The 26671-nt window shown below is 35.0% G+C and carries 18 protein-coding genes; 14 read left to right on the plus strand and 4 right to left on the minus strand.

Annotated features, from left to right (window positions below):
* Window positions 1-350: 350 nt before the first annotated feature.
* The 3 genes from C8N37_RS10595 (at window position 351) to C8N37_RS10605 (ending at window position 3254) form a co-directional block, all read left to right on the plus strand.
* Window positions 351-1130, plus strand: coding sequence for a hypothetical protein (locus tag C8N37_RS10595; protein WP_146171057.1), 780 nt, complete (start codon window positions 351-353; stop codon window positions 1128-1130).
* A gap of 102 nt (window positions 1131-1232) precedes the next feature.
* Window positions 1233-1736: a hypothetical protein gene (locus C8N37_RS10600; protein ID WP_146171058.1), complete on the plus strand. Its 504-nt coding sequence runs from the start codon at window positions 1233-1235 to the stop codon at window positions 1734-1736.
* Between the two features lie 747 nt (window positions 1737-2483).
* A complete protein-coding gene (locus tag C8N37_RS10605) occupies window positions 2484-3254 on the plus strand; it encodes a phosphatase PAP2 family protein (RefSeq protein WP_108158874.1) in 771 nt (256 codons plus the stop codon).
* 3 nt (window positions 3255-3257) lie between these two features.
* Here C8N37_RS10605 and C8N37_RS10610 read toward each other — a convergent pair whose 3' ends face one another.
* Window positions 3258-3962 carry a LytR/AlgR family response regulator transcription factor gene (locus C8N37_RS10610; RefSeq protein ID WP_108158875.1) on the minus strand — a complete coding sequence of 235 codons (705 nt, stop codon included), beginning with the start codon at window positions 3960-3962 and terminating at the stop codon, window positions 3258-3260.
* A 15-nt stretch (window positions 3963-3977) separates the two neighbouring features.
* Window positions 3978-4832 (minus strand): sensor histidine kinase, encoded by an 855-nt coding sequence (locus tag C8N37_RS10615; RefSeq protein WP_211322228.1) that lies wholly within the window; start codon window positions 4830-4832, stop codon window positions 3978-3980.
* Between the two features lie 639 nt (window positions 4833-5471).
* Between C8N37_RS10615 and C8N37_RS10620 the strand changes: the two genes are divergently transcribed.
* The 6 genes from C8N37_RS10620 to katG all read left to right on the plus strand — a co-directional run bounded on the left by C8N37_RS10620 (window position 5472) and on the right by katG (window position 13104).
* Window positions 5472-6665, plus strand: coding sequence for an FAD-dependent monooxygenase (locus C8N37_RS10620; protein WP_108159068.1), 1194 nt, complete (start codon window positions 5472-5474; stop codon window positions 6663-6665).
* A gap of 92 nt (window positions 6666-6757) precedes the next feature.
* Complete coding sequence (locus C8N37_RS10625; protein WP_108158877.1) at window positions 6758-7477, plus strand: hypothetical protein; 720 nt, start codon at window positions 6758-6760, stop codon at window positions 7475-7477.
* A 175-nt stretch (window positions 7478-7652) separates the two neighbouring features.
* Window positions 7653-9446, plus strand: coding sequence for a tetratricopeptide repeat protein (locus C8N37_RS10630; protein ID WP_108158878.1), 1794 nt, complete (start codon window positions 7653-7655; stop codon window positions 9444-9446).
* Between the two features lie 36 nt (window positions 9447-9482).
* Window positions 9483-10025, plus strand: coding sequence for a hypothetical protein (locus tag C8N37_RS10635; protein WP_108158879.1), 543 nt, complete (start codon window positions 9483-9485; stop codon window positions 10023-10025).
* 141 nt (window positions 10026-10166) lie between these two features.
* A complete protein-coding gene (locus C8N37_RS10640; RefSeq protein WP_094772562.1) occupies window positions 10167-10535 on the plus strand; it encodes a SpoIIAA family protein in 369 nt (122 codons plus the stop codon).
* Between the two features lie 283 nt (window positions 10536-10818).
* A complete protein-coding gene (gene katG / locus C8N37_RS10645; protein WP_108158880.1) occupies window positions 10819-13104 on the plus strand; it encodes a catalase/peroxidase HPI in 2286 nt (761 codons plus the stop codon).
* Window positions 13105-13223: 119 nt separating this feature from the next.
* On the opposite strand, the gene C8N37_RS10650 is transcribed toward katG, so the two are convergent.
* Window positions 13224-13841: a helix-turn-helix transcriptional regulator gene (locus C8N37_RS10650; RefSeq protein WP_244914395.1), complete on the minus strand. Its 618-nt coding sequence runs from the start codon at window positions 13839-13841 to the stop codon at window positions 13224-13226.
* A gap of 446 nt (window positions 13842-14287) precedes the next feature.
* Here C8N37_RS10650 and C8N37_RS10655 point away from each other — a divergent pair, with 446 nt between their 5' ends.
* The 3 genes from C8N37_RS10655 to C8N37_RS10665 are packed head-to-tail and all read left to right on the plus strand — an operon-like array spanning window position 14288 to window position 20047.
* Window positions 14288-15412, plus strand: a complete 1125-nt coding sequence (locus C8N37_RS10655) for an efflux RND transporter periplasmic adaptor subunit (protein ID WP_170114514.1) — start codon at window positions 14288-14290, stop codon at window positions 15410-15412.
* 12 nt (window positions 15413-15424) lie between these two features.
* Window positions 15425-18565, plus strand: coding sequence for an efflux RND transporter permease subunit (locus C8N37_RS10660; protein WP_108158882.1), 3141 nt, complete (start codon window positions 15425-15427; stop codon window positions 18563-18565).
* 60 nt (window positions 18566-18625) lie between these two features.
* A complete protein-coding gene (locus C8N37_RS10665) occupies window positions 18626-20047 on the plus strand; it encodes a TolC family protein (protein ID WP_108158883.1) in 1422 nt (473 codons plus the stop codon).
* A 105-nt stretch (window positions 20048-20152) separates the two neighbouring features.
* Here the strand turns inward: C8N37_RS10665 and C8N37_RS10670 are convergent, their stop codons facing one another.
* On the minus strand, window positions 20153-21826 hold the full coding sequence (locus C8N37_RS10670; RefSeq protein ID WP_211322229.1) for a M1 family metallopeptidase: 1674 nt from the start codon (window positions 21824-21826) through the stop codon (window positions 20153-20155).
* A gap of 548 nt (window positions 21827-22374) precedes the next feature.
* On the opposite strand from C8N37_RS10670, the gene C8N37_RS10675 reads away from it, so the two are divergent.
* Both C8N37_RS10675 and C8N37_RS10680 read left to right on the plus strand, forming a co-directional pair.
* The gene (locus C8N37_RS10675; protein ID WP_045752915.1) at window positions 22375-23259 is read left to right on the plus strand and encodes an AraC family transcriptional regulator; all 885 of its coding nucleotides are present in this window, start codon (window positions 22375-22377) and stop codon (window positions 23257-23259) included.
* Between the two features lie 168 nt (window positions 23260-23427).
* Window positions 23428-26655, plus strand: coding sequence for a SusC/RagA family TonB-linked outer membrane protein (locus tag C8N37_RS10680; protein WP_108158885.1), 3228 nt, complete (start codon window positions 23428-23430; stop codon window positions 26653-26655).
* The last annotated feature ends 16 nt before the right edge of the window (window positions 26656-26671 follow it).

Consider the following 26671-nt stretch of genomic DNA (forward strand, 5'->3'; position numbering starts at 1 on the left):
TTTAGCCGTAAAGCCCATTCTTATTAGTGGGTTCATCATCATGTTGATTTTTACGTCTGGAGATGAATATAGAACGTTGTTTAAAGATAATAAATATTAGAAATTTAATCATAATGACAATGTTACACCGTAAAATATAGACGATAGGAGACCCGTAGATATTTGTAGTTTAGGGAGGACTTATTTTGGATAGTCAATCATCAACGTGAATAATAACAAAATTTTGGCTTTATGTTTGCCTAAACATGTTGTGATTGGTTAAGTATTAACTCCATCGCAGCAAAATATAATGCCAAATAGATCTATCCTATGGTGGATGGATTGAATTATTTTATTCCCTTGATTGAAGTATGATGAAAAATTTTATTTTACTCGTGTTGATAGCTCTGACAGTGCCACTTTATGGTCAAAATATGAATCTGTTGGAAAAAAAATTAAATGAACTGAGTGAGCAGAGAACAAAGTGGAGCGATAGTCATGATGATAAGGCATATGACTCACTCGTGTATTATAATCAGGAATTGGAGAAATTTATTCTTGATTTTACCTCAAATAATAGCAAAACACTTCAATATCCGTTTAAAAATATCAGAGACAATATTGATATCGTGACTTCTAAGGATGGCTTATTTAGGATATATACATGGAATACCTTGGAAGGTGGCACCATGCAGTTTTTTCAGAATGTGTATCAATATAGTCATAATGGGAAAGTATATGCCCAATTAGATCGCACACCTAAAAATAATGATGGTTATGATTATTATGATATTAACGATGTTAGGGTTGGGGATAAATATTATTATATGACCAGTAGAGTAAGTCGTGGTAGCAGCGCACTGTTCTATTATCAAGCTAAGATTTTTTCAATTGAAAATGGAAAATTGAATCCTGATGAGAAGTTGATTAAAACAAAAACTGGAATTAATAATACATTAGGTTATGAAGTGGACTTATCGAGTTTATCTAATAGGAATAGATTGGATAATTTGAAATCGAGTGATTATAAGTTGACATTTGATAGCAAAAGTAAAACAATTATACTTCCGTTGATTCAAGCTGATGGATATATTACTAAACGTAAAATTAAATATCAGCTTAAAACAAATTATTTTGAAAAAGTTGATTAATGAGAACAAAAGCCACTTAGTACAGAAAAAGGTCATGTTCCGATAATTTTTTAAAAACTGAATAGTTATTACAATTGTTAAACCCATCATAAACAATTCAATATGAAATACAAAATAGTTCTAATTTGCTTACTTCTTGTGAGCTTTTCCGTGACAATGGCTCAGGAAAAATCTTTCGTCATTAATAAGGACATGAATACTTTAATCAGCAGAGTAGGGGATTTTCAAAATCTGGTTGCACCTGATGGAATGTCTGATGCAGCTAAAGGTGATGATAATTTTATAACTAGTGTCACTATTGATCAAGAGCAATATGCCGTTGCTATTGAAAAGAATTATATGGCTGTTAGTTACAAAAAACCTATGGATGCGGTGATGATAGCGTCTACTTGGGATATAACCTTGACTAAACTATCTGATGGGAAAACAAAGGTGACAGTTTTACTGACTAAAGTTGTACCCCATGGAGAAGGGAAAGAAAATGTTGATCTAAAAAAAACAGTTTCTAGTGGAAAATTGGAAAAAGAACTAGAAGATTTTCTGAAGAAAGAGGAAGAGCAATCTGAGGATTCGGGTATAGAAATTAATGAGTCTGCAAGAGTTTAAAAATAATTAAATCAAGCGCATACTATTTGCGCTTGATTTTTTTTATAAAGCCGAATTTATTGTAGCATTCACTTGTTTTTTATACTATCTTGTCGCAACAATAATCAATTTCAATTTGAATTAAGCTTACACTATCAAAATAATTTAGAAAATATAGATCTATTTTTGTTTGTAATAGTTATTGAGATTTATTGAAGCGCACTAAATATTTTCCACTTAAATGGTTGGGCCTTTATCTATTCGCTCGCTTGTTTGGTTTTAGATCAGACGATATCCTCTTCATTTTTTTCTTTTAGCAATGTACTCCTTATATCTACTGCAGATATATTTTTCATTTTTTTCGTCCTGCGACTTTTTCATTTATTTTGAATTTATATTTTTGTCAATATGTTAATTACTTATTAATAAGCAATGACTTAGGTGCCTGATATTTATATATATTTTAACCTTATTTATAATCTTTATCGATATAGGTTGATGAGATAAAGATTGCTAGGTTAAGTCAGATGATAAATTCTCTTTGATCTGTGATAAGAAATCCTGATGAATACCCACAATTTTTTGATCGAAAGTCAGTTGAATTGTTTTTCGCAATTAGATTAGTAATTGTACATTAAAGGTTATTTTGACTATAGATTGATTCCAGTCATCAACAGTATTCTCCCTGTAATCAAGTCATAATAAGCTTTGGTCAAAGTAATTTGATTAGCGTATGAGTTGCTCACATCTTTGCTGAAAAAGATCAACATGTTAAAATTTAAACAATACCTATTGCTACTTTTCATCTATATTGTCAATTCTTCTACATTCGCATGTTCACTTGATTCGCTACTGTTGTATTCTAAGTTACCAAGAGTAGAAAAGCCAACGCATTTTACCACACCTATCGTGATATCGGGAAGCCTAATTGGTTATGGTTTAGTTTCTCTTGGAGTTCCGGCCTTAAAGAGGTTGGACATACAGGCAAAAGAAATTGCCAATAGTGTATACACAGGAAGAACATATGTAGATGATTTTATTCAGTATACACCTTCCTTAGCTGTTTTTGCATTGGAACTGACCGGTCTAAAAGCAAAACATAGTATTTCTCAGCGGATGAAAGCAATGGCTACAGCTGCGACCATCACCGCAATAACTACCCAAGCACTTAAAAAAACTACTCATATTTGGAGACCTGACCATTCAAACGACAAATCTTTTCCCTCTGGTCATACCGCAACCGCTTTTGTAGGGGCACATATGCTTTTTAAGGAATATAAAGATCAAAATATATGGATCGCTTCGTCGGGGTATCTAGTAGCCGCTAGCACTGGGATATTCCGCATGTTGAATAACAAACATTGGTTTAGCGATGTCTTAGCAGGAGCGGGCATTGGGATTCTATCAACAGAACTGGCTTACTCTATTACACCTAAACTTAAAAAAATGTTTTATTCTGAAGGAAAAAGAAACCAGAAAATGATCTGGACCGACCTTACCGGTGACTATCCGATGCTCAGAGCATCTATCTATTTTTAGGAATTAAAGATGCACGATTGTTTTAAAGAAATCTTCGCGACGGTGCTTAGATAATGGCAGTTCATGCTCTAAAATAAAAATACGGTTTCCTTTAATACTATTGATGTAAGTAGTGTTGATTAAATAGGATTTGTGTATCCTATAAAACAATTCCTTATTCAATTTATCACTAATAGAAGACATAGTCTGATGCGCAATATAAGTTTTTTCAACCGTATAGATTTTTACATAATTCTGCATAGACTCCACGAATAGAATATCGCAGATATTAATTTTTAAATGTGCATCAGCGTGCTTGATATAAAGAACATTGATTGGAGATTCTACCATTGAAGAATAACTTTTTCGCAGATGTGCTTTTTCAACAGCAGCAACTAGCCTCGGCATTGAAATGGGTTTTAGCAAATAGTCTACTACATTTAAACGATAACTATCCATCGCATACTCTGAATAGGCTGTTGTTAAAATCGTCATTGGTGGCATAATGATACTTTCGAGCCAATCCAACCCAGATATATCAGGCATATTTATATCTAAGAAGAGCAGATCGATCTGATTTTCCTTCAATTTTTGATTTGCTTCGAGTGCTGAGTAGCAGACATCAGCAATAGAGATATCAGCTAATTTACTTAGGTAAAATTTAATGCCCTCTACTGCCAGCGGCTCATCATCAACAATGAGACAGGATAATATCCTTTTATTTGTCATTTTTACTATTTCTATTTAAAGCTGAATGATCAATTCGGTTATATATTCTGTTTCATTTTGTTGTGTCTTGAGCAAATGTCGATCTGGATAGATCAATTCAAGTCGTTTTCGAAGATTATATAACCCCAATCCGGATTCAATTCTATTTTTCGGCAGAATGGTTGCTGTAGAAATTGAGTTTGCGACAACGAAGTGAATTTTAGTTTTTTCCTGCCACATTTTTACAGTTACAAACCCCAGATTCGATGTTGATTTGGACACATGTTTAAATGCATTTTCCAACAGGGTAAAAAAAAGAAAAGGTGATATCTTCGTTTGTGGATCTCTGATCTCCCAAGAACAGTCTATAGACAATCTATTATCCCATCGGATACCTTCAATCGTAATAAAGTCTTTCAGGAAGGATATCTCAACCATTAAGCTTGTTAAATCCTTATTTCCTTCATAAAGTTGATAACGTAACATATCAGCATATTTTAATAATAATACGGAAGCTTTATCCTGATTTGTTTGCATTAAAATATGAATATGGTTTAGAATATTAAAAGTAAAATGAGGATTAATTTGTGCTTGTAACGTTGCGATTTGACTTTCTAGAAGATTCTTTTGCAATAGATTGTTTTTTTCGGATAGCCGTGAATGATCATATAAAAATCTCAATCCACCAAATCCCATATTTAAAAGCAAAGCAATGGGGGTAAAGCTAGATATAGCAACAAATAATTCATCTGGAGCTCCATCTAAGCTTGGAGAAATAATCTTTTTCTGTTCTAAAAAATTTAAAAAGACATCACAATAATATAATGATGTAGCCTGAATCAACGAAATACCGACTAATATAACGATAAAGAGATAAATCTTGTTGCCCATGATGATTGGGGGTAACAAGATATTACATAAGATGTATGTAGTTAATATTAGGATAAATAACTGTAGACCTAAAAAAATGATCTTGGAAAATGGATCATGCTGATGATAGTCACTCACTACCCAAATTACAGCAACAATAATTAACCAGAGTAAAAAAAACAAAATATTAAACTGTTTGCCCTGTACCAATTTCATAACGTAAAGTTATAAAATCCTACCAAGTAAACGTAGTGGAATCTGTATCGTTTTTAGGATCTAAACAAATAGGTAACTTTAATAATTTGTGAAATTTTTATAAATCCAAGCTATCTTTATAAAATACCGACGATTCAGTTTTTCACTTTCATTTTCACACAGAAATCATGATTAAACTAAAACTCAATTCTTATTGTAAACTGATTTTTACTAATTAATCTAACGTAAATTTAGTTTTTATAATTTTTAATTGATATTTTAAATAGCAGGTACTATGGATGATTAAATAGACGCTGTTATGAACGATTTAAAATCATAGTAGATATATCTTAAATAATGTTACTTTATACAGATTATTTGATAAAGGGAATCGTATTTGAAAACTAAATGTATTATAATACGTATTTAACATTAAGTATCGCTTCATTTTTATTTAAAATATATATGGAAAAAAGAACTGTTCTTGTATCAGGAGCCAGTATTGCTGGTCCAACTCTTGCATTTTGGTTGTCTCGATTTGGTTTTGAAGTGACTGTAGTAGAGCGCGCTCCAGAATTGAGATTAGGTGGACAAAATATAGATGTTAGAGATGAAGCACAGAAAGTCGTACAACTCATGGGGTTGGAAGATAAAATCCGAGCCGCTAATACTGGTGAGTTAGGTATTCGTTTTGTCGATGCCGCTCATCGTATTAAAGCCGAGTTTCCAAAAGCAAATTCAGATTTTGGAACGGCTGAATTAGAAATCCTCCGAGGGGATCTTGCTCAAATCCTCTATCATGCAACCCGGGAAAATGTAGGTTATATTTTTGATGACCAGATTACGGTGTTAGAAGATCAGGGAAATCAGGTTTTAGTTACCTTTAAAAATAATGCGCCGCGCATTTTTGACCTCGTGATCGCGGCAGATGGAATCCGTTCTACGACACGTAAGTTGATGTTCGGAGATGAGCCACAGATTAAGTACATTGGCGTTTATTGTTCATATCTCACCATTCCTCGGATCGAGTCTGATGATGAATGGGCATATTGGTATAATGCACCTGGCTCGAGAGTATTAAACACAAGACCTGATAATGTGGGTACAACCCGAGCTTCCTTTTCTTTTCTTTCACCAGATAACGGCTATGAAAAATTAGATTTAGTAAAACAGAGAGAAATTTTGAAGGATAAATTTGCAGATGCCGGATGGCAAGCTCCACGTATTCTAAAAGCATTAGATCAAAGTAAAGATGTGTATTTTGATCGTATAAGTCAGGTAAAGGCTCCTCGATGGTCTAATGGAAGGTGCGCAATGGTTGGTGATGCGGCCTATTGCCCCACTCCAATGTCAGGAATGGGAGCAAGTCTATCCATTGTGGGCGCATATATATTGGCAGGTGAATTAGGACGACATAAAAATCATCAAGATGCTTTTGAAGCTTACGAAAAGTTGATGAGACCTTTTGTTGAAGATATTCAAAGCTTACCTCCAGGAGTGCCATGGGTAGCACATCCTAAGACAAAGTTGGGCATCACACTTTTTAATGCTGCCCTTGGAATAGCATCAAGCAGGTTGGTGAAAAAAATTTCAAAAATTTTTGGAGGTAATGCCAAAAAGGATCTAAAAGAGCGTGTTAAATTGCCTAATTATAAATAAATAAGTTGTTAAGTTTTAATGGTTCAATCTTTCTTTGTTTCCATATTAATATTTGGATAATAAACAGATACTAAATTTAATTTTTTAAGTCAATGCTTATATACTCTCCCAAATATCTGGTTTTAATTTTTGCCATGCTGGTATTGATCGTAAGTGAACTGAAAGGGCAGTTGATTAATAATAATGATATTGGGTATGTTGAAGATTACCAGAAATTGCCAAGAATAAATTTTGTAAAATCCAATGTTGTGGAATATGAACAATGCAAATCACTAAATCAATTCGTAATACCTAAGATTAAGCAGAGCAAAACAAATTTCTATTTACAGACTAATACCGGTCAAATAAAATTTAAGAAAACACTACCGGATAAAAAAGATTTTAATGGATATGAATTCCTTGGATACTATCCTCAGCTTAATATGTATGCGATCACAGAGAATATCATGTCTGATGAATTAAGTTTTGGTTCACTTGCATTAATCGATAGTCTAACAGGAAATTCGTATACGATTGTTTCCATAGGGGATGGGGCAGTTGAAACCCCTATCATATCTCCACGGGGCAACTATTTAGTTTATTATTATAATTGGCTATATGATGGCAATAGTTGTTTTATTGGGTTATTGCAGATGAATAGAAATAAGACACATATTCTTGAAGAGCATCAAAGTTTCGAGAGTAAAAATTTTACGATTGAAGGAATCCGTTGGTTGGACAACGATACGTTTATAGTAAAAACTTTTCAATCAAAAGATATCGATGGTGTTCACTTTAAAAAAATCAATTATTATAGAGCCAGTTTAAATTGATAATGGATCAAAGACATGTAATAGATCCGTTGGAATGTTACTATAAAATAAAGACGTAGTTCCCACATAAAAATGTATGTTAACATTTAAGCGTATTTTTTGTTAATAGAGTACTTATGGTAAATCAGAAGTTAACCGTTAAATTATAGATATATTGAATTATAAATATTTTATTATGAGAATTAAGTTGGCCATTTTATTATTGTCCGTTTTGTTTTGTGCTCCGGTTTTTGGTCAGATCAAAAGTATTTATGAAAAAACAGTAGATTCTTTAAATCAAATCGGCCAACCAGAGAAGATTATTCCATATTTAGAGATAGAAGTTAAAAAGCAACCTAAAGAAGAAACGTTACTTCGATTAACGGGATATCAATATTTGCAATTAAACAACTTAGAGCGTGGTGAGCATTATTACCGTCAAGCACTTATGGTCAATCCAGCATGTGCACGTTGTTATCTCAATCTAGGTCTGATTTACGCTTTTAAAAATGATTTTAATCAAGCATTAAACTATTTAGATAAAGCTGTGGCTAATGATTCAAACGATGATATGATTTTATCAAATCGAGGAAGAATAAAGGATATGATCGGTGATAAGATTGGTGCTTTAGTAGATTATAATAAATCAATATCAATTGCTCCTGATCGCGCCAGTAACTATGTGGAAAGAGGAAATTATCATTTAAATCATCAAGAAAAATCTAAAGCTTTGTTGGATTTTAATAAAGCGATCGAACTCGATTCTAAGCATTATAAGGCTTATTTTTTTAGAGGTAGATTGAAATTTGAAAATAACGACCTCTCTGCTGCATTGAAAGATATCAATCAAGCAATCTCCTTAGTTGCTCCTGATCCTCAATTATATAATTTTCGGGGTACTGTTTATAACCATTTGAAACAATTTGAAAATGCTTTGACAGATCTTAATACATCGATCCAACTTAATCCCAATGATGTTATCACATATTTAAATAGAGCCGAAATATATTATGCGCTAGAAGATTTGGATGCATCCTGTCAAGACTATACAACAGCAAAAGCATTAGCTCTGGAGCAAAAGTTAGAGGATGCTGAATTATACAAAAACATGGAGGAATCAATGTCGACCTTTTGTGATTCCAGCAAAGCCAGTTATTACTATCAGCGCGGGGTGGCTTTTTATAACTTACAACAATATGAAAAAGCGTTAAAAATTTACGATGCAGGATTACGGCAATTTCCTGATAACGCCATGATTTTATCTTTTAAAGGTAATGCCCACTTGGCTCTGAAAGATTTTACTAACGCTACTTTAAATTATGATATTGCTTTAATTAATAAGGCGAGCTTGATGCTTGAATTTAAAAATAATCCTCGCTTTATCAATGCAAGCCAACAAGAACTTCAATCCTATTACGATGCTTCTTTAGCGGATATTTATTATCACGACGCGGAAAGTAAAGTGAATATTGGAAAATTGGATACCGCTTTAGTACGAATGAATGATGCCATTGCATTGATTCCAAATCTCAATGGATTTGCAAAAGAATTATATTTTAATAGAAGAGGCCATATCTATTTGTTGCTAGGGCAATATAATCAAGCTTTGGTTGACTTCAACCAAAGTATCCAAATCAATGGAAAGTATGCTCTAGCTTACATAAATAGGGCCATAGCCAAGGTAAGCCTATCCGAAAAACCAACCCAGTCAGCTATTATTATCCGTACTAAACAGCCTAACCAACCTTTCAGGATGAATTGGACAATTAATTCAAAAATACGTTCTGAAAAAGCAGATCTAAATCTTAAATCTGCTTTAGCAGATTGTAATAAGGCAATAGATCTAGACAAAAGCGATGGTTTTTCATATTATGTTAGGGGACAGATTAAACAGTTTTTAAATGATCCAACATGTTGCGCAGATCTTCTTAAAGCAAAAAAAATGGGTATTTTCGTAGAAGATGATTTGCTAGTTTCATGTAATCAATAATTCTAAATTAAAATAGTATAACCTAATCGTTAAATAATGAAAATTTTAAAATACTTTCTATTACTTTTTGTTGTCGTTGCTAGTCAAAGTATAGCACAAACAAAGTCTACAAAGAAAACTAGAATTAAAAGACCAGATATTATAGCACCGCCAGAAATTGTCATTCCTGAGGAATATAAAACGAGTGAAAATGTACCGCTTTTTCCTCTAGCTTTTGCTTGGCAAATAAATGCGGATACGACCTTAGCTCCAAATGTTATTTTTAGGGAAATTATCGAATTAAACGGTGACCAGGTAGACAGCAGAGTTTCCTTTAGAGATGTTGAAGTTAAATTGAAAAAGAGCGAACAAGAGAATTATAATGTACAGAACGACGTGCTATCTATGTTTGTCAAATTAGTTCAGTATGATGCAAAAATTGACCAGAATATGCTTTATCTCACGGATAGGAAGAACAAGATTTTGCGAACTTTTAAAATATTTTATGATCAGCATAACCATATCGAACGCTTGCAAGATCTGAACACAAAAAAGTTCTATGAATCTACCCCGTTCGAAGGTGCTTCACCTTCTATGTAAAAAAGTTAAAAATTGCTTTAATGTAAGTTGATGTCTAGTCATTATATTACAATTATAAAAAGCTTATAGGTTTGGGTATATTCCTCCAAAACAAAGCTAGACTTAGTTTGTTGTTTTTATATACATAAAATGATACTAGATATGCTTAGAGTTATTCAAAATCTACCAGACCATGTATTTGGTGTACGTGCAAGCGGAGAGGTCACAGCAGATGACTTAAAAAATGTTTTATTACCCGGGCTAGAATCATTAACTGATCGTTATAACGAGATCTATTATCTTTTACTGTTGGAAACAGAGGTGCAAAATTTTACAGCAGGTGCTTGGGTGCAAGATCTAATAGCGGGCTTGAAACATTTTACAGCTTGGAAAAAAATGGCTATCGTGACTGATCAAACAGCAGTAGAAAAATTTACGGATGCCTTTAGCTATATCAGTCCAGGAGAGGCTAAAGGTTATGAAATAAGTGAACTACAAGAAGCTATAGATTGGTTAAGCATAAAAAAGTAAGAAAAGTTTATCCATTTATTGTAGGAGTTTAGGCTATAGAAGTGCCTAGGATTTATAGGGAATAAATAAATGGAATACAATATAAATGGGTTACATCATGTGATGTAACCCATTTATATTTTGGGAAAATATTTCATCAATAATGATACTGTTTATTGATTTATTTTCTTGAAGATTAGTTTTTTAAGGTAATTAAAATTTCATTTGGGAATTTTTTTTGTTTAAATTTATTAGATTAGAATAACCAAAATTAGAAATTAAATTACTGATAAAATAGAAATCAATGGAAAACGAATTAAATGATATTAATAAGTGTCCATTTCATAATGGAACAATGCGAAAAGCTGTTGCAGGTGGAGGTACAACAAATCAAGATTGGTGGCCCAATCAGTTAAAAGTTAATTTGCTACGTCAACATGCTACTAAGTCAGACCCAATGGGATCAGATTTCAATTATACGGAAGAATTTAAAACCTTAGATTTAGAAGCAGTAAAAAATGATTTAAAACAGTTAATGACACAGTCACAAGATTGGTGGCCAGCTGATTTTGGGCATTATGGGCCATTATTTATTCGAATGGCTTGGCATAGTGCTGGAACTTACCGAGTGGGTGATGGACGGGGCGGTGCTGGGCGTGGGCAACAACGATTTGCTCCGCTAAATAGTTGGCCCGATAATGTGAGCTTAGATAAAGCAAGACGTTTATTATGGCCTATAAAACAAAAGTACGGACGTAAAATATCTTGGGCAGATTTACTGATCTTAACTGGAAATATGGCTTTAGAATCCATGGGATTCAAAACTTTAGGTTTCGCAGGTGGTCGAGAGGATGTATGGGAAGCAGATCAAGATGTGTATTGGGGTTCCGAAAAAACTTGGTTAGGAGGTGATGTCCGTTATGCGCAGGGATCTGAAGGTGTTGCAGAGTCACATGGTGTATTGGTGTCGGATGATGATGCAGATGGAAAAATACACAGCCGGAATTTGGAAAATCCCTTAGCAGCTGTTCAAATGGGATTAATATATGTGAATCCAGAAGGTCCTGATGGCAACCCTGATCCAATTGCTGCCGCAAAAGATATTCGTGATACATTTGGTCGTATGGCTATGGATGACGAAGAAACCGTTGCGTTGATCGCAGGCGGTCATACATTCGGTAAAACACATGGTGCAGGTCCTGCTGACCATGTTGGTAAAGAACCTGAAGCTGCAGATCTAGCATCTCAAGGTTTAGGATGGGCAAACTCATTTGGATCTGGAAAAGGCGCAGACACGATTACCTCTGGCTTAGAAGTAACTTGGACTAGTAAACCCACAGAATGGACGAATCAGTTTTTTGAATATTTATTTGATTTTGAATGGGAATTAACAAAAAGTCCTGCTGGAGCACATCAGTGGATCGCTAAAGATGTTGGAGAAATTATTCCGCATGCTCATGATGCCACTAAGAAATTAAAACCAACCATGTTAACAACGGATTTGTCACTGCGTTTTGATGCGGAATATGAAAAAATATCTCGGAGATTTCGCAATAATCCAGACGAGTTTGCTGACGCTTTTGCTCGTGCTTGGTTTAAGTTGACCCATCGCGATATGGGACCTCGGTCACGTTACTTAGGACCAGATGTACCTCATGAGGAGTTTGTATGGCAAGATCCACTTCCAAAAATAGAATATATACAGATCGATGACGCTGATGTTCAGTTTTTAAAGACTGAAATTTTGAATACAGGTCTATCAATTTCTGAGTTAGTATCCGTAGCTTGGGCATCGGCATCTACTTTTCGTAATTCGGATAAACGCGGTGGTGCCAACGGTGCTCGCATCCGCCTTTTACCGATGAGTAATTGGGAGGTCAATCGGCCAAACCAATTGAATCAGGTTTTGATCGTGTTAACAGATATCCAGCAAAGGTTTAATCATGCGCAATTTGACGGAAAGCAGGTTTCAATTGCAGATTTAATTGTGTTGTCTGGCGTAGCTGCTATTGAAAAAGCAGCACAGAATGCAGGTCATGATGTGCAGATACCATTTAATCCTGGACGTACGGACGCTAGTCAGGAGCAAACCGATATGGAATCCATTGCATTTTTAGAACCACTTGCAGATGGCTTCAGAAACTATCGTAAATTAAAAAATAAAGCCATTTCAACAGAGGAGCTTTTAATTGATAAAGCTCAGTTGTTAAATCTTTCTGTTCCCGAAATGACCGTTCTAATTGGTGGTCTTCGAGTGTTAGACATCAATTATGATGGCTCTAAACATGGTGTCTTTACCTTGCGCCCAGGGCAATTAACTAATGATTTTTTCGTGAATCTGTTAGATATGCAGACAGAATGGAAAGCCATGGACGAGACAAAAGAATTATATTTAGGGACTTGTCGAAAAACGGGGCAACCAAAATGGACTGCTAGTCGAGCTGATCTCGTGTTTGGATCACATGCTGAGTTGCGAGCAGTGGCAGAAGTATTTGCTGAATCGGGAAATGAGAAATCTTTTGTCCATGCTTTTATAAAAGCATGGAATAAAATCATGAATGCTGATCGATTTGATCTGGTATCAGCATAAATAAAGATTTGATTTTAGAATTCGTATTATAGTTTTTTGATCTAAAATAATATTGAAATATGATCAATCCTAGTTTTTAACCTAAAAGTGCCTAAAGAATCTAGTTCTTTGGGCATTTTTTATGCTTCATTATTCCCCATGTTTTTAGAAAGAGCGATCCGATAAGCACACCGTCTAGCACCAGCTACTATGTGGTCGGTACGGTGAATAGAAACACTTTCTCCTAAAACGGACTGGAAAATTTGTAATTCTGAATTACAAAACCCTTGACAAGCTTTTGCCGCTGCACAAATGGGACAATGATTTTCGACCAGTAGATATCCTTCTTCATCTTCAGAATAATCTGCCATATACCCCTCACGTGTACGAATAGCAACCAAACGGGCGATTTTAGAGTTTAGATCGGGTAGAGGATCGATCTCTTCATGATATCTTTTTTTACCTGTTACCTCATTAGCATCAATAATCGTTTGTAAAGCATCCTTGCCCATTGCATCTTTGATGATTGTTAATAATTTAACAGTCAATTCAGCATGAGTATCCGGAAATTTCCGATTTCCGATTTCTGAAATCGTAAAATACTTTTGAGGCCTTCCAACTCCTTTCGATTCTGTTTCAACTTCTATTAAGCCTTCTTCCATAAACTTAACGAGTTGTTGTCGAACACCTTCCTTAGTTATTTTTAATTCATGGGCAATGTCGAGTGCCGTTAGAGGCCCACGCATTTTCAGTAACATTAAAATTCGATTTGTCGTCATAAAATAATAAAACAAGTATTTAGTTGTTTTATTATTCAAAATTACTACTTTTGTTACACTTATCAAAATGGATAATTTTAAGCATAGACTTCCAATTATAAATTTGATGAATGTAAAGTAAGAATTGTAATATTTATTTTATGTGGATTGATACATCAAAAATACACCTTCCTAAACAAATAACTCAAGGAGTTCATTTTGCCTTTATAATTGTGGTTCCGTACTGGAATACGCTGAAGAGGTAATAACCCTCGCGCAAAAGATGAACATATAGATTTCATCATCTAAATATTTAAAATATCCCCAACCCCAAAACAGGTTTGAGCGGGGGAACGGGATAACTATGTCTTGTTATTAATACCATGTTGTGGTCTAAAAATCTCATTATTAAATTTTTACATATTGTTTATTCAAAAATTATTACCATGGAAAAAACACACTTATATCTATTATTCTTTCTTTTCATAGGATTAATATCTTGTGAATCGAAAAAGGAGTCTCCTACAAATAAAATTTCTTCATATCCAGTGTTAACGTTAAATGCGCAGAAAGCGGATTTGTATGTTGAATTTCCAGCTACATTAGAAGGGATACAAACTGTTGAGATTCGATCCAAAATAGATGGTTACATCGAGGAGGTGTTTGTCGAGGAGGGTAGTCTGGTCAAGATAGGACAAAAGCTATTTAAAATTGATGCCAACCGTTTTGTCCAAGATGTTAATCAGCGAAAATCAGCGGTGCTAGCTGTCGAGGCTGCTTTGGAGACGGCTAGTATTCAAGTTTTGCGAACACAGGCTTTAGTCGACAAAAAAATAGTGAATTCATTTGAATTGACTACAGCAAGAAATGTGGAACGCGTGAAGAAAGCAGAGCTTAACCAAGCTAAAGCTGCTTTGTCCGATGCGCAATCACAATTGGGATTTACACAGATTGTAAGTCCAATTACGGGTATTGTAGGTCGTCTTCCTCTTAAAAAAGGTAGCCTAGTCAGTAGTAATTCTGAGATGGCCTTAACCACAATTGCCAATACAAGAGAAGTATATGCACACTTTTCATTAAGTCAGAAACAGTTAAATGGCTTTTTAGATCAATATACAGGTCGAAATATGGCTGAAAAATTGAAAAATATGCCTTCTGTTACTTTGAGAACAGCAGATGGAAATGATTACATGCCCCAGGGGAAAATTCAAAGCTTAAGTGGTGTGATGAGCAGGGAAACAGGTTCTGCTAATTTTAGAGCATTGTTTCCTAATCCTGAAGGACTTTTATGGAGTGGCGCCAGTGCGATACTTCGTATACCTACTACTATTGATCAAGCAATTTTCCTTCCTAAAAAAGCTGTTTTTGAAATCCAGGGAAATTACTTTGTTTATAAAGTAGGTCCAAAGAATATTGTCAATCACACTGAAATAGTGTTGTATCCAACCTCAACGGAACAAGAATATGTTGTAAAAAGTGGGCTTCATATTGGAGATATTGTCATTACAGAAGGTATTGGGACTTTAAGTAATGGGATGGAGATAAAACCGGCCCCTATTTCGAATAAATAAAATAGAAAAAAAATGTTAAAAAAATTCATAGAAAATCCGGTATTATCCACGGTAATATCGATTATAATTGTGATGCTTGGTGTTTTAGGATTGTTATCGCTACCCATTTCACAATATCCTGAAATTGCACCTCCTACAGTAGTGGTAACAGCCTCTTATCAAGGAGCAAATGCCAATGTGGTCATGAAAAGTGTCATTATACCTTTAGAGGAACAAATTAATGGTGTTGAAAATATGACTTATATGACCTCTACTGCCAGTAATAACGGAACAGCTGCTATCACTATATTTTTTAAACAAGGAACTAATGCAGATATGGCGGCAGTGAATGTCCAAAATCGGGTTAGTAAGGCAACTAGTTTATTACCTGCTGAAGTTATTAAATCTGGAATTACCACCAGTAAGCAGTTGAGTAGTACAGCATTTAGTTTCTTATTGTATAGTAAAGATGGAAAGTATGACCGTAAATTTCTCGATAATTACTTACGTATAAATATTATGCCTCAGATGAAGCGCGTAGAAGGGGTTGGTGCAGCAGAGATCTATAGTGATCAAGAGTATTCCATGCGTATTTGGTTGAAACCAGATGTCATGGCGACTCATGGTTTAATACCAGAAGATATTATAACTGCTTTGAAAGAACAGAATATAGAGGCTGCACCAGGTAAAATAGGAGAGAATAGCCGTCAATCTTTACAGTATGCATTGAAATTCACGGGTCGCCTTGAGGATCCAGAGCAATTTGAAAATATCATTTTGAAAAGTGGTGTATCTGGAGATTATTTACGGTTAAAAGAAGTTGCAGATGTAGAATTTGGTGCGCTTGATTATACGACTTCATTGATAACACAAGGTAAGCTCTCGTCTGGAGGAGCGATAAGTCAAATTTCAGGTTCAAACGCAAGAGAATTGATTATTGCTTGTGAAAATATTTTGAAAGAAGCTTCTAAAGATTTTCCTCCCGGTGTGGAGTATCATACTTTTTTAAATGCCAATGAGTTTTTAGATGCATCGGTTGAGAAAGTTATTTATACAATCATCGAGGCGTTTATATTGGTTTTCTTAGTTGTTTTTCTTTTTTTACAAGATTTGCGTTCTACCCTTATTCCTGCCATAGCCGTTCCAGTAGCTATTATAGGAACATTTTTTTTCTTAAAACTCTTTGGCTTTACGATTAATTTATTGACTCTATTTGCACTTGTGTTAGCTATTGGTATTGTGGTAGATGATGCAATTGTCGTAGTTGAGGCGGTACATGCAAAACTTGATCAAGGGGCTAAGTCTGCAAAAAAAGCAACTCTGCATGCCATGAGTGAGATTAGTGGAGCTATTGTTTCGATTACCTTGATCATGTCGGCTGTATTTGTTCCTGTTACTTTTATAACCGGTTCCGCAGGTGTCTTTTATAAACAATTTGGTTTAACGCTAGCTGTGGCTATTATTATTTCGGCGATTAATGCCTTGACTCTAAGTCCAGCATTATGTGCTTTATTATTGAAACCACATACAGCTGATGCTGAAAACCACAAAGGTTTTATTCCTAAATTTTTTACAGGTTTTAATATCGCCTTTGAAGTTGTGACTAAAAAATATGTAGGAGTGGTGCGCTTTTTAATACGACGCAAATGGATTTCTTTTGTTGGTATTGTAGCCTTTGCATTGTTATTTTATACCTTAATAAAAACCACGCCAACGGGGTTTGTTCCTAATGAAGATGGCGGTGCGATCTTTGGAAATGTTGTTTTACCTCCAGCCTCAACTTTGGAACGTACTGAAAAGATCGCTTTCGAGGTTGATAGTATCGCCCGTAGCATACCAGAAATTGAATTATCCTCGACATTGTCTGGAATGGATTTACTGCACGGTACCGGTGGATCTTATGGTGCCTTGTTCATCCGTTTAAAGCCTTGGAAAGAACGTAAAGGAAAAGATCAAAGTGCAGCAGCGATTGTTCAAAAATTATTTGAAAAGACAGCTCATATCAAAGGTGCAAGTGTTATTTTCTTTGCGGCACCGACTTTACAGGGATTTGGAAATAGCAATGGTTTTGAAGTGCAGTTGCAAGATAAAACAGGAGGAAGTTATTTGCAATTTAACGAAAATATTGATCAATTTATTACTGCCCTGAGCAAACGTCCAGAGATTAATTATGCGACGAGTTCATTTAATGTTGGTTTCCCTGAATTGGAAATTAATATCAATGTAGCGCAGTGTAAAACTGCTGGTGTGAGCGTCAATACCGTGTTGACCACTTTGCAAGGATACTTTGGTGGTATTTATGCCTCAGATCTCAATCGCTTTGGAAAGCAGTATCGTGTGATGATGCAGGCTGGAGCTGATTATAGAGCAAAGGAGGAAGATATCAATAAAATTTATGTGCGTACGATAAAAGGTAATATGGCGCCAATTGCTGAGTTTGTAACCTTGAAAAAAACTTATGGGCCAGAATTTATTCAACGATTTAACCTATTTACCTCCAGTACCATTACAGGAATCCCAAATGTGGGTTATAGTTCTGGCGATGCTATTAAAGCCATAGAAGAGACAGCCGCTCAAACATTAGATCGTGGCTATTCGTACGAATTTTCAGGATTGACGCGTGAAGAATTATCCAGCGGTAGCCAAACGGTTTTAATTTTTTCCCTTTGCCTTCTTTTTATATACTTTCTTTTAAGTGCACAGTATAAAAGTTATATTCTTCCATTTTCAGTACTCTTGTCATTACCTATTGGTCTAGCGGGGGCATTTGCTTTTGCGCAATTATTTGGAATTGATAATAACATTTTTTTACAAATCAGTCTAATTATGCTGATTGGTCTATTAGCAAAGAATGCGATTTTGATTGTAGAATTTGCTCTTTTACATCGTCTGAGTGGTAGAACTTTGGTTCAGTCCGCTATTTATGGAGCAAAGTCGCGATTAAGACCTATTTTGATGACTTCCTTTGCTTTCATTTTCGGATTGATTCCTTTGATGTTAGCAACTGGAGCTGGTGCGCTAAGTAATAAGTCTATTGGGACTGCTGCAGTAGGGGGTATGTTGATTGGGACTGTATTTGGTGTTTTTGTAATACCTATTCTTTTTATAGTATTCCAAGGTTTACAAGAAAAGATTTCAGGTGTGAAAATATCCGATCAATCAGCTCGTGCCTGAGAAGATATATAATAAAAAATGACAATCACTTTTAAAATAAATTCAATTTAGATGATAAATATGCCTTATAAAATAATGGTGCTTGTTATGATCGGCCTGGTTAGTTGGAGTTCCTGCCAGATAACACGCCCATATGCATCACCAGAAAATAAAGTGAATGAACGTTATCATTCCCCTATGTCCAACCCTAAGGATACCACAGGTCAATCGTCTTTAGAGATCGATACCATGAATATGGCTACTTTAAAATGGTCTGAAATTTTTACTGATACCCTTTTGCAGGGATTGATAGCAGAAGGACTAAAAGCAAATATCGATATCAAAATAGCTGTTGAACGTATAACAGAAGCTCAGGTTAATTTACGTTTGCAAAAGGCAGCATTTTTGCCCTCATTGAACACTAATATATCCGCAAATTCTCAACAATATCCTACTTTTCAAAGTTTTGGTTTTCCCAGAAATAATACACAGTATGATGTGCGGTTAAGCACCGATTGGGAAATTGATATCTGGGGTAAACTAGGGAGTGCTAAACGTGCTGCTTTATCTCAGCTATTGGCTACTGATGCAGCAAAACGTGCTGTACAGACGCAATTGATTGCAGATATTGCGTCAAATTATTATGAACTATTGGCGTTGGATCAACAGTTGCTGATTATAAAAAAAACAGCTGAAAATCGGGCTGAGGATGCAGCTGCCATTGAAATGCTTTTTGAAAATGCATTGCTTAATGGAGTAGCAGTTGTACAAAGTAAAGCTAATTTTTATGAAGCTAAATTGGATATTCCAGATATTGAGCAAAAAATAAAAGAAAAAGAACATCGTCTTAGTTTTTTAGTGGCTCGAAATCCAGGTACAATCATACGTCAATCATTAAAGGAACAGCAGGTTGAATATGATCTAAAACCAGGTATTCCTGCACAACTCTTAGCGCATCGTCCAGATGTACAAATGGCAGAATTAAATTTCAGAACAGCATTTGAGGAAACGAACGTAGCCCGTACCTACTTCTACCCCGTTTTAAAAATAACTGCTTCTGGAGGTTTTTCAAATCTTGGTTGGAACCAATGGTTTTCAAGTAACAGTCTTTTTGGTTCCATCGCTGGTGGTTTGACACAGTCAATCTTTAATAAAGGTGCTAATCAAGCACGTTTATCTACCGCTCAATCTAGACAGCAACAAGCTTTATATCAATTTGAAAAATCCCTATTGATTGCCAGTCAAGAAGTGTCTAATGCTCTTTTTGAATATGATACTGCTTTACAAAAAGAAAAATCGAGGAGAAAACAGTTGGATGCCTTATCCCAAGCACTTGAATTTAATAAGGAACTGTTTCTAAACCATCAACAAACTAATTATACAGATGTGTTGGCTGCGGAACAAAATCTTTTAAAGGCACAATTGAAAGATATTGATGACCAAAGCCAAAAATTATATGCGGTAGTTCAACTATATCGTGCATTGGGTGGCGGTTGGGATTAATTAGGATATGGAGAAGGTCTATTCGATTAAATTAAGGACTAGACCTTCCCCATTCTATATTATTAGATCCATCAATCTCGAGGTTGCCACATCACATATAGAACTCTATTCTATCAATACACCTATGTAGTAATTGAAAGTGTCTATGGTGATATTTTCTTTAGTTAGATTGGGTATTTTTATTTCTTTGAAATGTTGATCCAGCATCACAAGCTGTTTTGGATTTTCGTTTGTACCGATATGGATGGGCATATGAAAGTCTTTTACTTCACTGATCCACCGCCCAAGTATTTTACCAGAAATATCCTTTCTTATTTCAAGTATCGGAATAGAAATGTGTTGTACATATTGTTCAAAAAACTTGGCGAGATCTATACCTGATTTTTCAATAATGTACTGAGCAATATCTTGATAGTCAACCTGCTGATGAAAGTACTTCGCATTTAATCCTCTCAAGATGGACCGCCATTTTTCATCATCATCAATCATTGTACGAATCATATTGAGCATTACTCCTCCTTTGGGATACATATCACCAGATCCTTCTTTATTAACATGAAATGGGCCCTGCATGGGCTTATCATTCTGTATGCCGCTGCGATTACCATGGACATAGGCCTGACTCGCTTCTTTTCCATAGAAATAATCTATAAATAAAGCTTCTGAGTAGTTAGTAAAGCTCTCATGAATCCACATGTCGGCAAGATCTTTGGAGGTTATGTTATTGCCAAACCATTCATGTCCAGATTCATGGACCACAATGAAATCCCATTTTTTGCCCCAGCCAGTTCCAGAGGCATCTCGTCCACGATAGCCGTTTTGGTATTGATTGCCATAGGCGACTGCGCTTTGGTGTTCCATACCAGTATGTGAAGTTTCGACTAATTTGTATCCATCCTCATAAAATGGATATGGGCCAAACCAATGTTCAAATGCTTCTAATGTTTGCTTTGCATTTGTTTTTAAATGTTGTTTTTTCTGTGGTTGATTATTTTCTCTCAAGATATAATAATCAATATCAAGAGGACCTTTTTCACCCTTATATTTTTCTTTGAAATGAATGTAGTCTCCAATATTCAGAGCGACATTGTAATTGTTGATTGGATTGACAACCTTCCAATGATACTTAGTAAAGCCGTCCTTCATTTTTTCTATTTGGATTAATTTTCCATTGGAAACATTCATAAGCCCATTTGGAACCGCTATGGAGATTAACATACTGTCCACTTCATCATATTGATGATCTTTATTTGGCCACCAAACACTAGCACCCATGCCTTGACATGCCGTAGCAATCCAAGGTTTTCCATTGCTATCTTTTTTCCAATCAAAACCACCATCCCAAGGAGCGCGTGCTGCTTCTGTTGGATGACCCTCGTATGATACTATAAACTCATCTTCTTTGCCTTTGGTAATGGTTTCGGGAAAATCAATAAAAACGGCATTGTATTCTCGTGTAAAAGGTAGTTCTTTACCACGATAAATAACCTTGCTCACTTTTAGATTGGCAAATAAGTCAAATTGTAATTGCTTAAAATCTTGTGTTGCCTTAAAACGAAATAGATTAGTTCCTGATATAAATTTACGATCAATATCAACTTTAACATCCAGATGATAATATTGAATATCATAACAGGTCCTTAAAGGAGTTAAATGACCTCTTAAGGAATCTGCTCGGGAAAATTCTTCCTTCTCTTTCATTAACTGAGCTGAAGCAGATTTTATACCTGCTGTAAATAAACAGCAACTGGTGAATAGATATATTAGTTGTCTTTTCATATTAAGATGATATGTTATGGAGCCTAATTTAGTAATGATAAACACTTATAATTTGCTCTAATTTTATCGATTTTTCTAATTTTTTAATTCGGTTTGCTATTAAACTATTTTTTGAACATTTCTTATTGAATAGCTATCTTAAATATAGTGACATCATGGTATATCAATTGATTGTCAAAATTGGACCATAGAGAAGATGACTTGTTCATAATTTGTTACAATTTTTTTAATATATTATATTCTTACACAAAATAGACTAGGAATGAAATTATATAAAGTTCAATAATTTTCATGAGGTACAACAACAGAAAATTATCTAAGTAGATTTGTATATTAACATTATTCTTTTTTTTGGAAAAAAGATTCTCAGTATGATGAGTTTGTTGCATTAATCTATTCAATCACGTCGATTAAGTAAGTTTCCTTTTTATGATTTTTTAATTATGTTTTTTGAATGTTTACTTGATTTTTGGGGATATTGAGATGTAGTTGTTATATTTAGATCAACCAAATAATAAATTTTTGTAAAGTTTAATTTTGAATATGCTATGAAAACTCTCCAATTTAACGTGCCAACAACCCAAGGACAAAGCTTAACAATACAAGAAGATGTAATGGATTCTTTCTATCCTCATTTGCACAGGCATCAAGAAGCACAATTGATGTGGATTAAAAAAGGTAAGGGCGTATTGGTTGTTGAGGATACTTTGCATCCTTTTAAAGAAAATGATATATTCTTTTTGGGAGCAAATCAGCCACATGTATTTAAATCGATGTCACAAGATGGTTTATTAAATGAATCAAGATCTATTTCTATTTTCTTTGATCCTAATGGTAAATTGAAATCTTTGTTTTCGTTAGGCGAGTTTGATTCTTTGAACCATTTTATTCAGAGTAATTCTCGCGGATTTAAAGTTCCTGATACTTATTTTCAACAAATCTCGGAAAGAGTAGTGCAATTAAAGGAAGCTGATGAGCTCGATAAATTGATGCAATTTTTTTATTTGTTACGCTCTTTAGCTATGATTTCAAAAGAAACAGACCCGCTTTGTGTAGAAAGAATTGAATTTAATCATGAAAGTTCAAGTGGTGTAAGCCGAATTACTTTAATATGCAATTATATAAAGGAAAATTTTAAGAATGAACTTACTCTAGAAGATGTTGCCAACTATGCTAACCTAACCCCACAGGCTTTTTGTCGGTATTTTAAAAAACATTGTGGAGTGACTTTTGTATCTTACTTAAATCGTATTCGGATAAAAGAAGTCTGCAACCAATTAAATGAGGATCACTTGGAGAGTGTATCCTTTATTGCCTATAACTGTGGTTTCAATAGTATCACTAATTTCAATCGCGTCTTCAAACAAATAAGAGGATGTAATCCAAAAGAATATGCGGATAATTATAAAAACACTGTTTTTGCAGAAATTTAATAAAATGCATCTTTAATAAATTGTGTTTTACAAGTGCATAATGATATTTAACATTTAGGGTTAAAATATGGCTGATCATTGTTAAGATAATGTTAAGATTCCAAGGATAGTATTGATAACTTAGTTTATACATATAAATCATAAACTAACATTTGAAACTACTATTTTATGAAGAAAACAGCTATTGCATTTCTAGCAGCTAACTTGTTGGTCAGTTCAGCTATTTATGCACAGACCGTACTCAAAGGTACGGTTGTCGGTCAAGATGGGAAACCAATCCCTGGGGTTTCCATTTCCTTACAGGACGGCACAGGAACACAAACTGGGCAAAATGGTGATTTCTCTATTTCTTACAAGCAGGCTGGCACATTAAGTGTATCAGCGATTGGCTATGAGCGAAAACAAATTAATCTCAGTAACCAAACAAACCTCACTATTACTTTAATATCAAATACGGAAAGTTTGGACGAGGTCGTGGTGACGGCAATGGGTATTTCAAGAGATAAGAAATCTTTGGGGTATGCCGTTCAAGAAGTAAAAGCCAAAGAATTGACCGATGCAGGACAATTAAGTGTGACAGGTGCATTGACGGGTAAGGTCGCCGGAGTACAAGTGAATCAATTTGGTGGTGCTGTAGGTTCTTCTGCAAGGATAGCGATTAGAGGAAATACTTCTTTGCAACCTGATCAACAGCCACTAATTGTTATTGATGGTGTGCCTATGACAAATAACACACAAAGAAGTGGTGATAACACCTATGGCGGGGTGGATTATGGCTCAGGTATAAATGATATCAATCCGGAAGATATTGAAAGTATGACGGTCTTAAAAGGTGGATCAGCTGCTCTATATGGAATGCGTGCTGGTAAGGGAGTCATTATGATTACAACTAAATCCGGTAAACGCGCTAATAATGGTGTGCAGATCTCTTATGATGCTAATTTTAGTATCGATCGAGCAGCAACAATTCCCAAATATCAAAATTCATATGGGCAGGGTTCAAGAGGAGATGAATATAACTACCTACTGAGTGAAAGCGGATTAACTTATCAAGAATATGCTCTTAAAAATTCTTTTTCTTATGTTGATGGTGCAGGGGGTGGAGTGAATGATGGATTTGATGAATCTTGGGGTCCTCGCTTAGATGCTGGTTTAATGATTCCTCAGTTTAATAGCCCAGTCGTAGATGGTGTAAGACAAGCGACCCCGTGGATTTCCCATAAAAACAATATTAGAGATTTTTTCCAGACGGGTTTTTCTCAAAATCATAATCTATCATTACTGTCAAAAACTGATAGATCTTCCACCCGAGTAGCATTATCTTTTCGTGATCAAAAGGGAACCGTTCCTAATACTGATCAAAAGAAGTATACAGCACAGTTGAACAATGATTACAAAATCAGTGATAAGGTTTCTTTTGATATCATGTCTAATTATACACGGACTGAGAGTGATAATTTGATTATGCAAGGATATGATGGTGCAAATCCTATGAATGGGTTAATTTGGTTTGGTAGACAAGTCGATATGAAGGATCTGAAAAAGAATTGGAATCAGCGAGATGGGCAGGGTAATTACACTTATTACAATTGGAACTCTAACTATCACATGAATCCATATTTCACGATGAATGAATCTATTAATTCATTATTGGTGAATCGTGTGTTTGGGAAAAGTTCACTCTATTATCAACCCTTTGACTTTTTGAAATTAGAGGGAAGAGTTGGTCTAGATTATGTTAATTCGCAAAGATTTGAACGAAACTATTTTAATTTCGATCATTTGAACGGAAGTTTTAACGAAAATAAAAATGATAGAACAGAACTCAATGTTGATTTTTTGGCAAATTTTAATAAACAGTACGGTGATTTTAGTGTGCTGGGTACTGCGGGTGTAAATTACCGGGACTATAAAATGAGTATGAATGAATTGGGTGCTACTGGACTTAATGTACTAGGTATTTATACGATTACGAATAAAATTGGTCCTGCCGAAGTGGATATGGATCATGCACATAATCGCTCTAATTCTATTTATGGACAGGCATCTGTTGGTTGGCGAGATCAATTATATGTTGATGTGACTGCTCGCAACGACTGGTCTTCCACTTTGACAAAATCGTTTTTTTATCCATCAGTGAGTATGAGTTGGATTCCAACAACTTCTTTTGCTAATCTAAAAGGCGATGTTCTATCGTATTTGAAACTGAGATTGAATATTTCTGGAGTGGGAAATGCAACAGACCCTTACCGCAATGCAAATTATTATTATGCACAGCCTGATGGTTTTAAGGACTTAGCTCAGATGTATAAAACTATGACCTATGCGATAGAAAACTTAGAACCTGAAAAAATCACAACTTGGGAAACCGGAGCCGAAATTGGGCTTTTTAATAATCGGTTACATGCAGATATAACTTACTATCATAAAAATGCTCGAAAGCAATTGCTTTCGGTAAATACATCTAATACGGTGAGTTTTACAAGAATGTTCTTGAATGCGGGTGATATCCAAAGTAAGGGTGTGGAGCTTCAATTGCGTGGTGATATCCTGAAGAACGAAAATGGTTTGAACTGGACTGCGACAGCAAACTTCTCAAAAGATAAAAGCAAAATTTTGGAATTATATCCAACTCTGGATTTAAAAGATTTTCAAATTGGATGGACTTGGGGTATTGCAAACATGGCCAGAGAAGGTCAACCATGGGGAACATTAGTTGGAGCGGGATATGATCGTGTCGAGGATGGACCTTTGAAGGGAGCAATTAAAGTTACGGATACTGGTATCGTACAAAGAAAAGCAAGTCAAAATATTGGTAGTGTTGTACCAGACTTCTTGGCAAGTCTACGCAATGATTTTAACTATAAGAATTTTAGTTTTGGTTTTATGTTAGATTTTCGAAAAGGTGGAGATATTTGGTCGCAAACTATGTCACATGGCTATACTACTGGGGTAGCAGAAATTACCGCAGCAAATGGAATACGTGAGCGTGCAATTATTGCAGGAAAGGATATGATGACAAATGAGCGCTTTGCCATGTCTGATGGTAAGAATGGATGGATAGAAAATACAATAGAAACTGATGCCCAGAGTTGGTACGAAGGAGGTGGTATTGATCAAATGTATGTTTTCGACGGTTCTTTTCTTAAATTAAAAGAAGCCTATTTTACCTATAGTTTGCCTCAACATTTATTTAGTAGAATCAAGGGGGTTAAGCGAGCAAATCTATCTGTAATCGGATCTAATTTGGCGTTAATTTGGGTAGATAAATCAAATACGATGCGATTGGATCCTGAATCAGGCGGTGTGTCCAGTGATTCAAGAGGTGTTGGTTTTGAGCAAGCAACGGTTCCAAATTCTAGAAGCATTGGTTTAAAATTAGGAGTTACATTCTAAGTCTACACGAAGTAAG

This window comes from Sphingobacterium faecium (genome assembly GCF_003054045.1).
Lineage (GTDB): Bacteria > Bacteroidota > Bacteroidia > Sphingobacteriales > Sphingobacteriaceae > Sphingobacterium > Sphingobacterium faecium.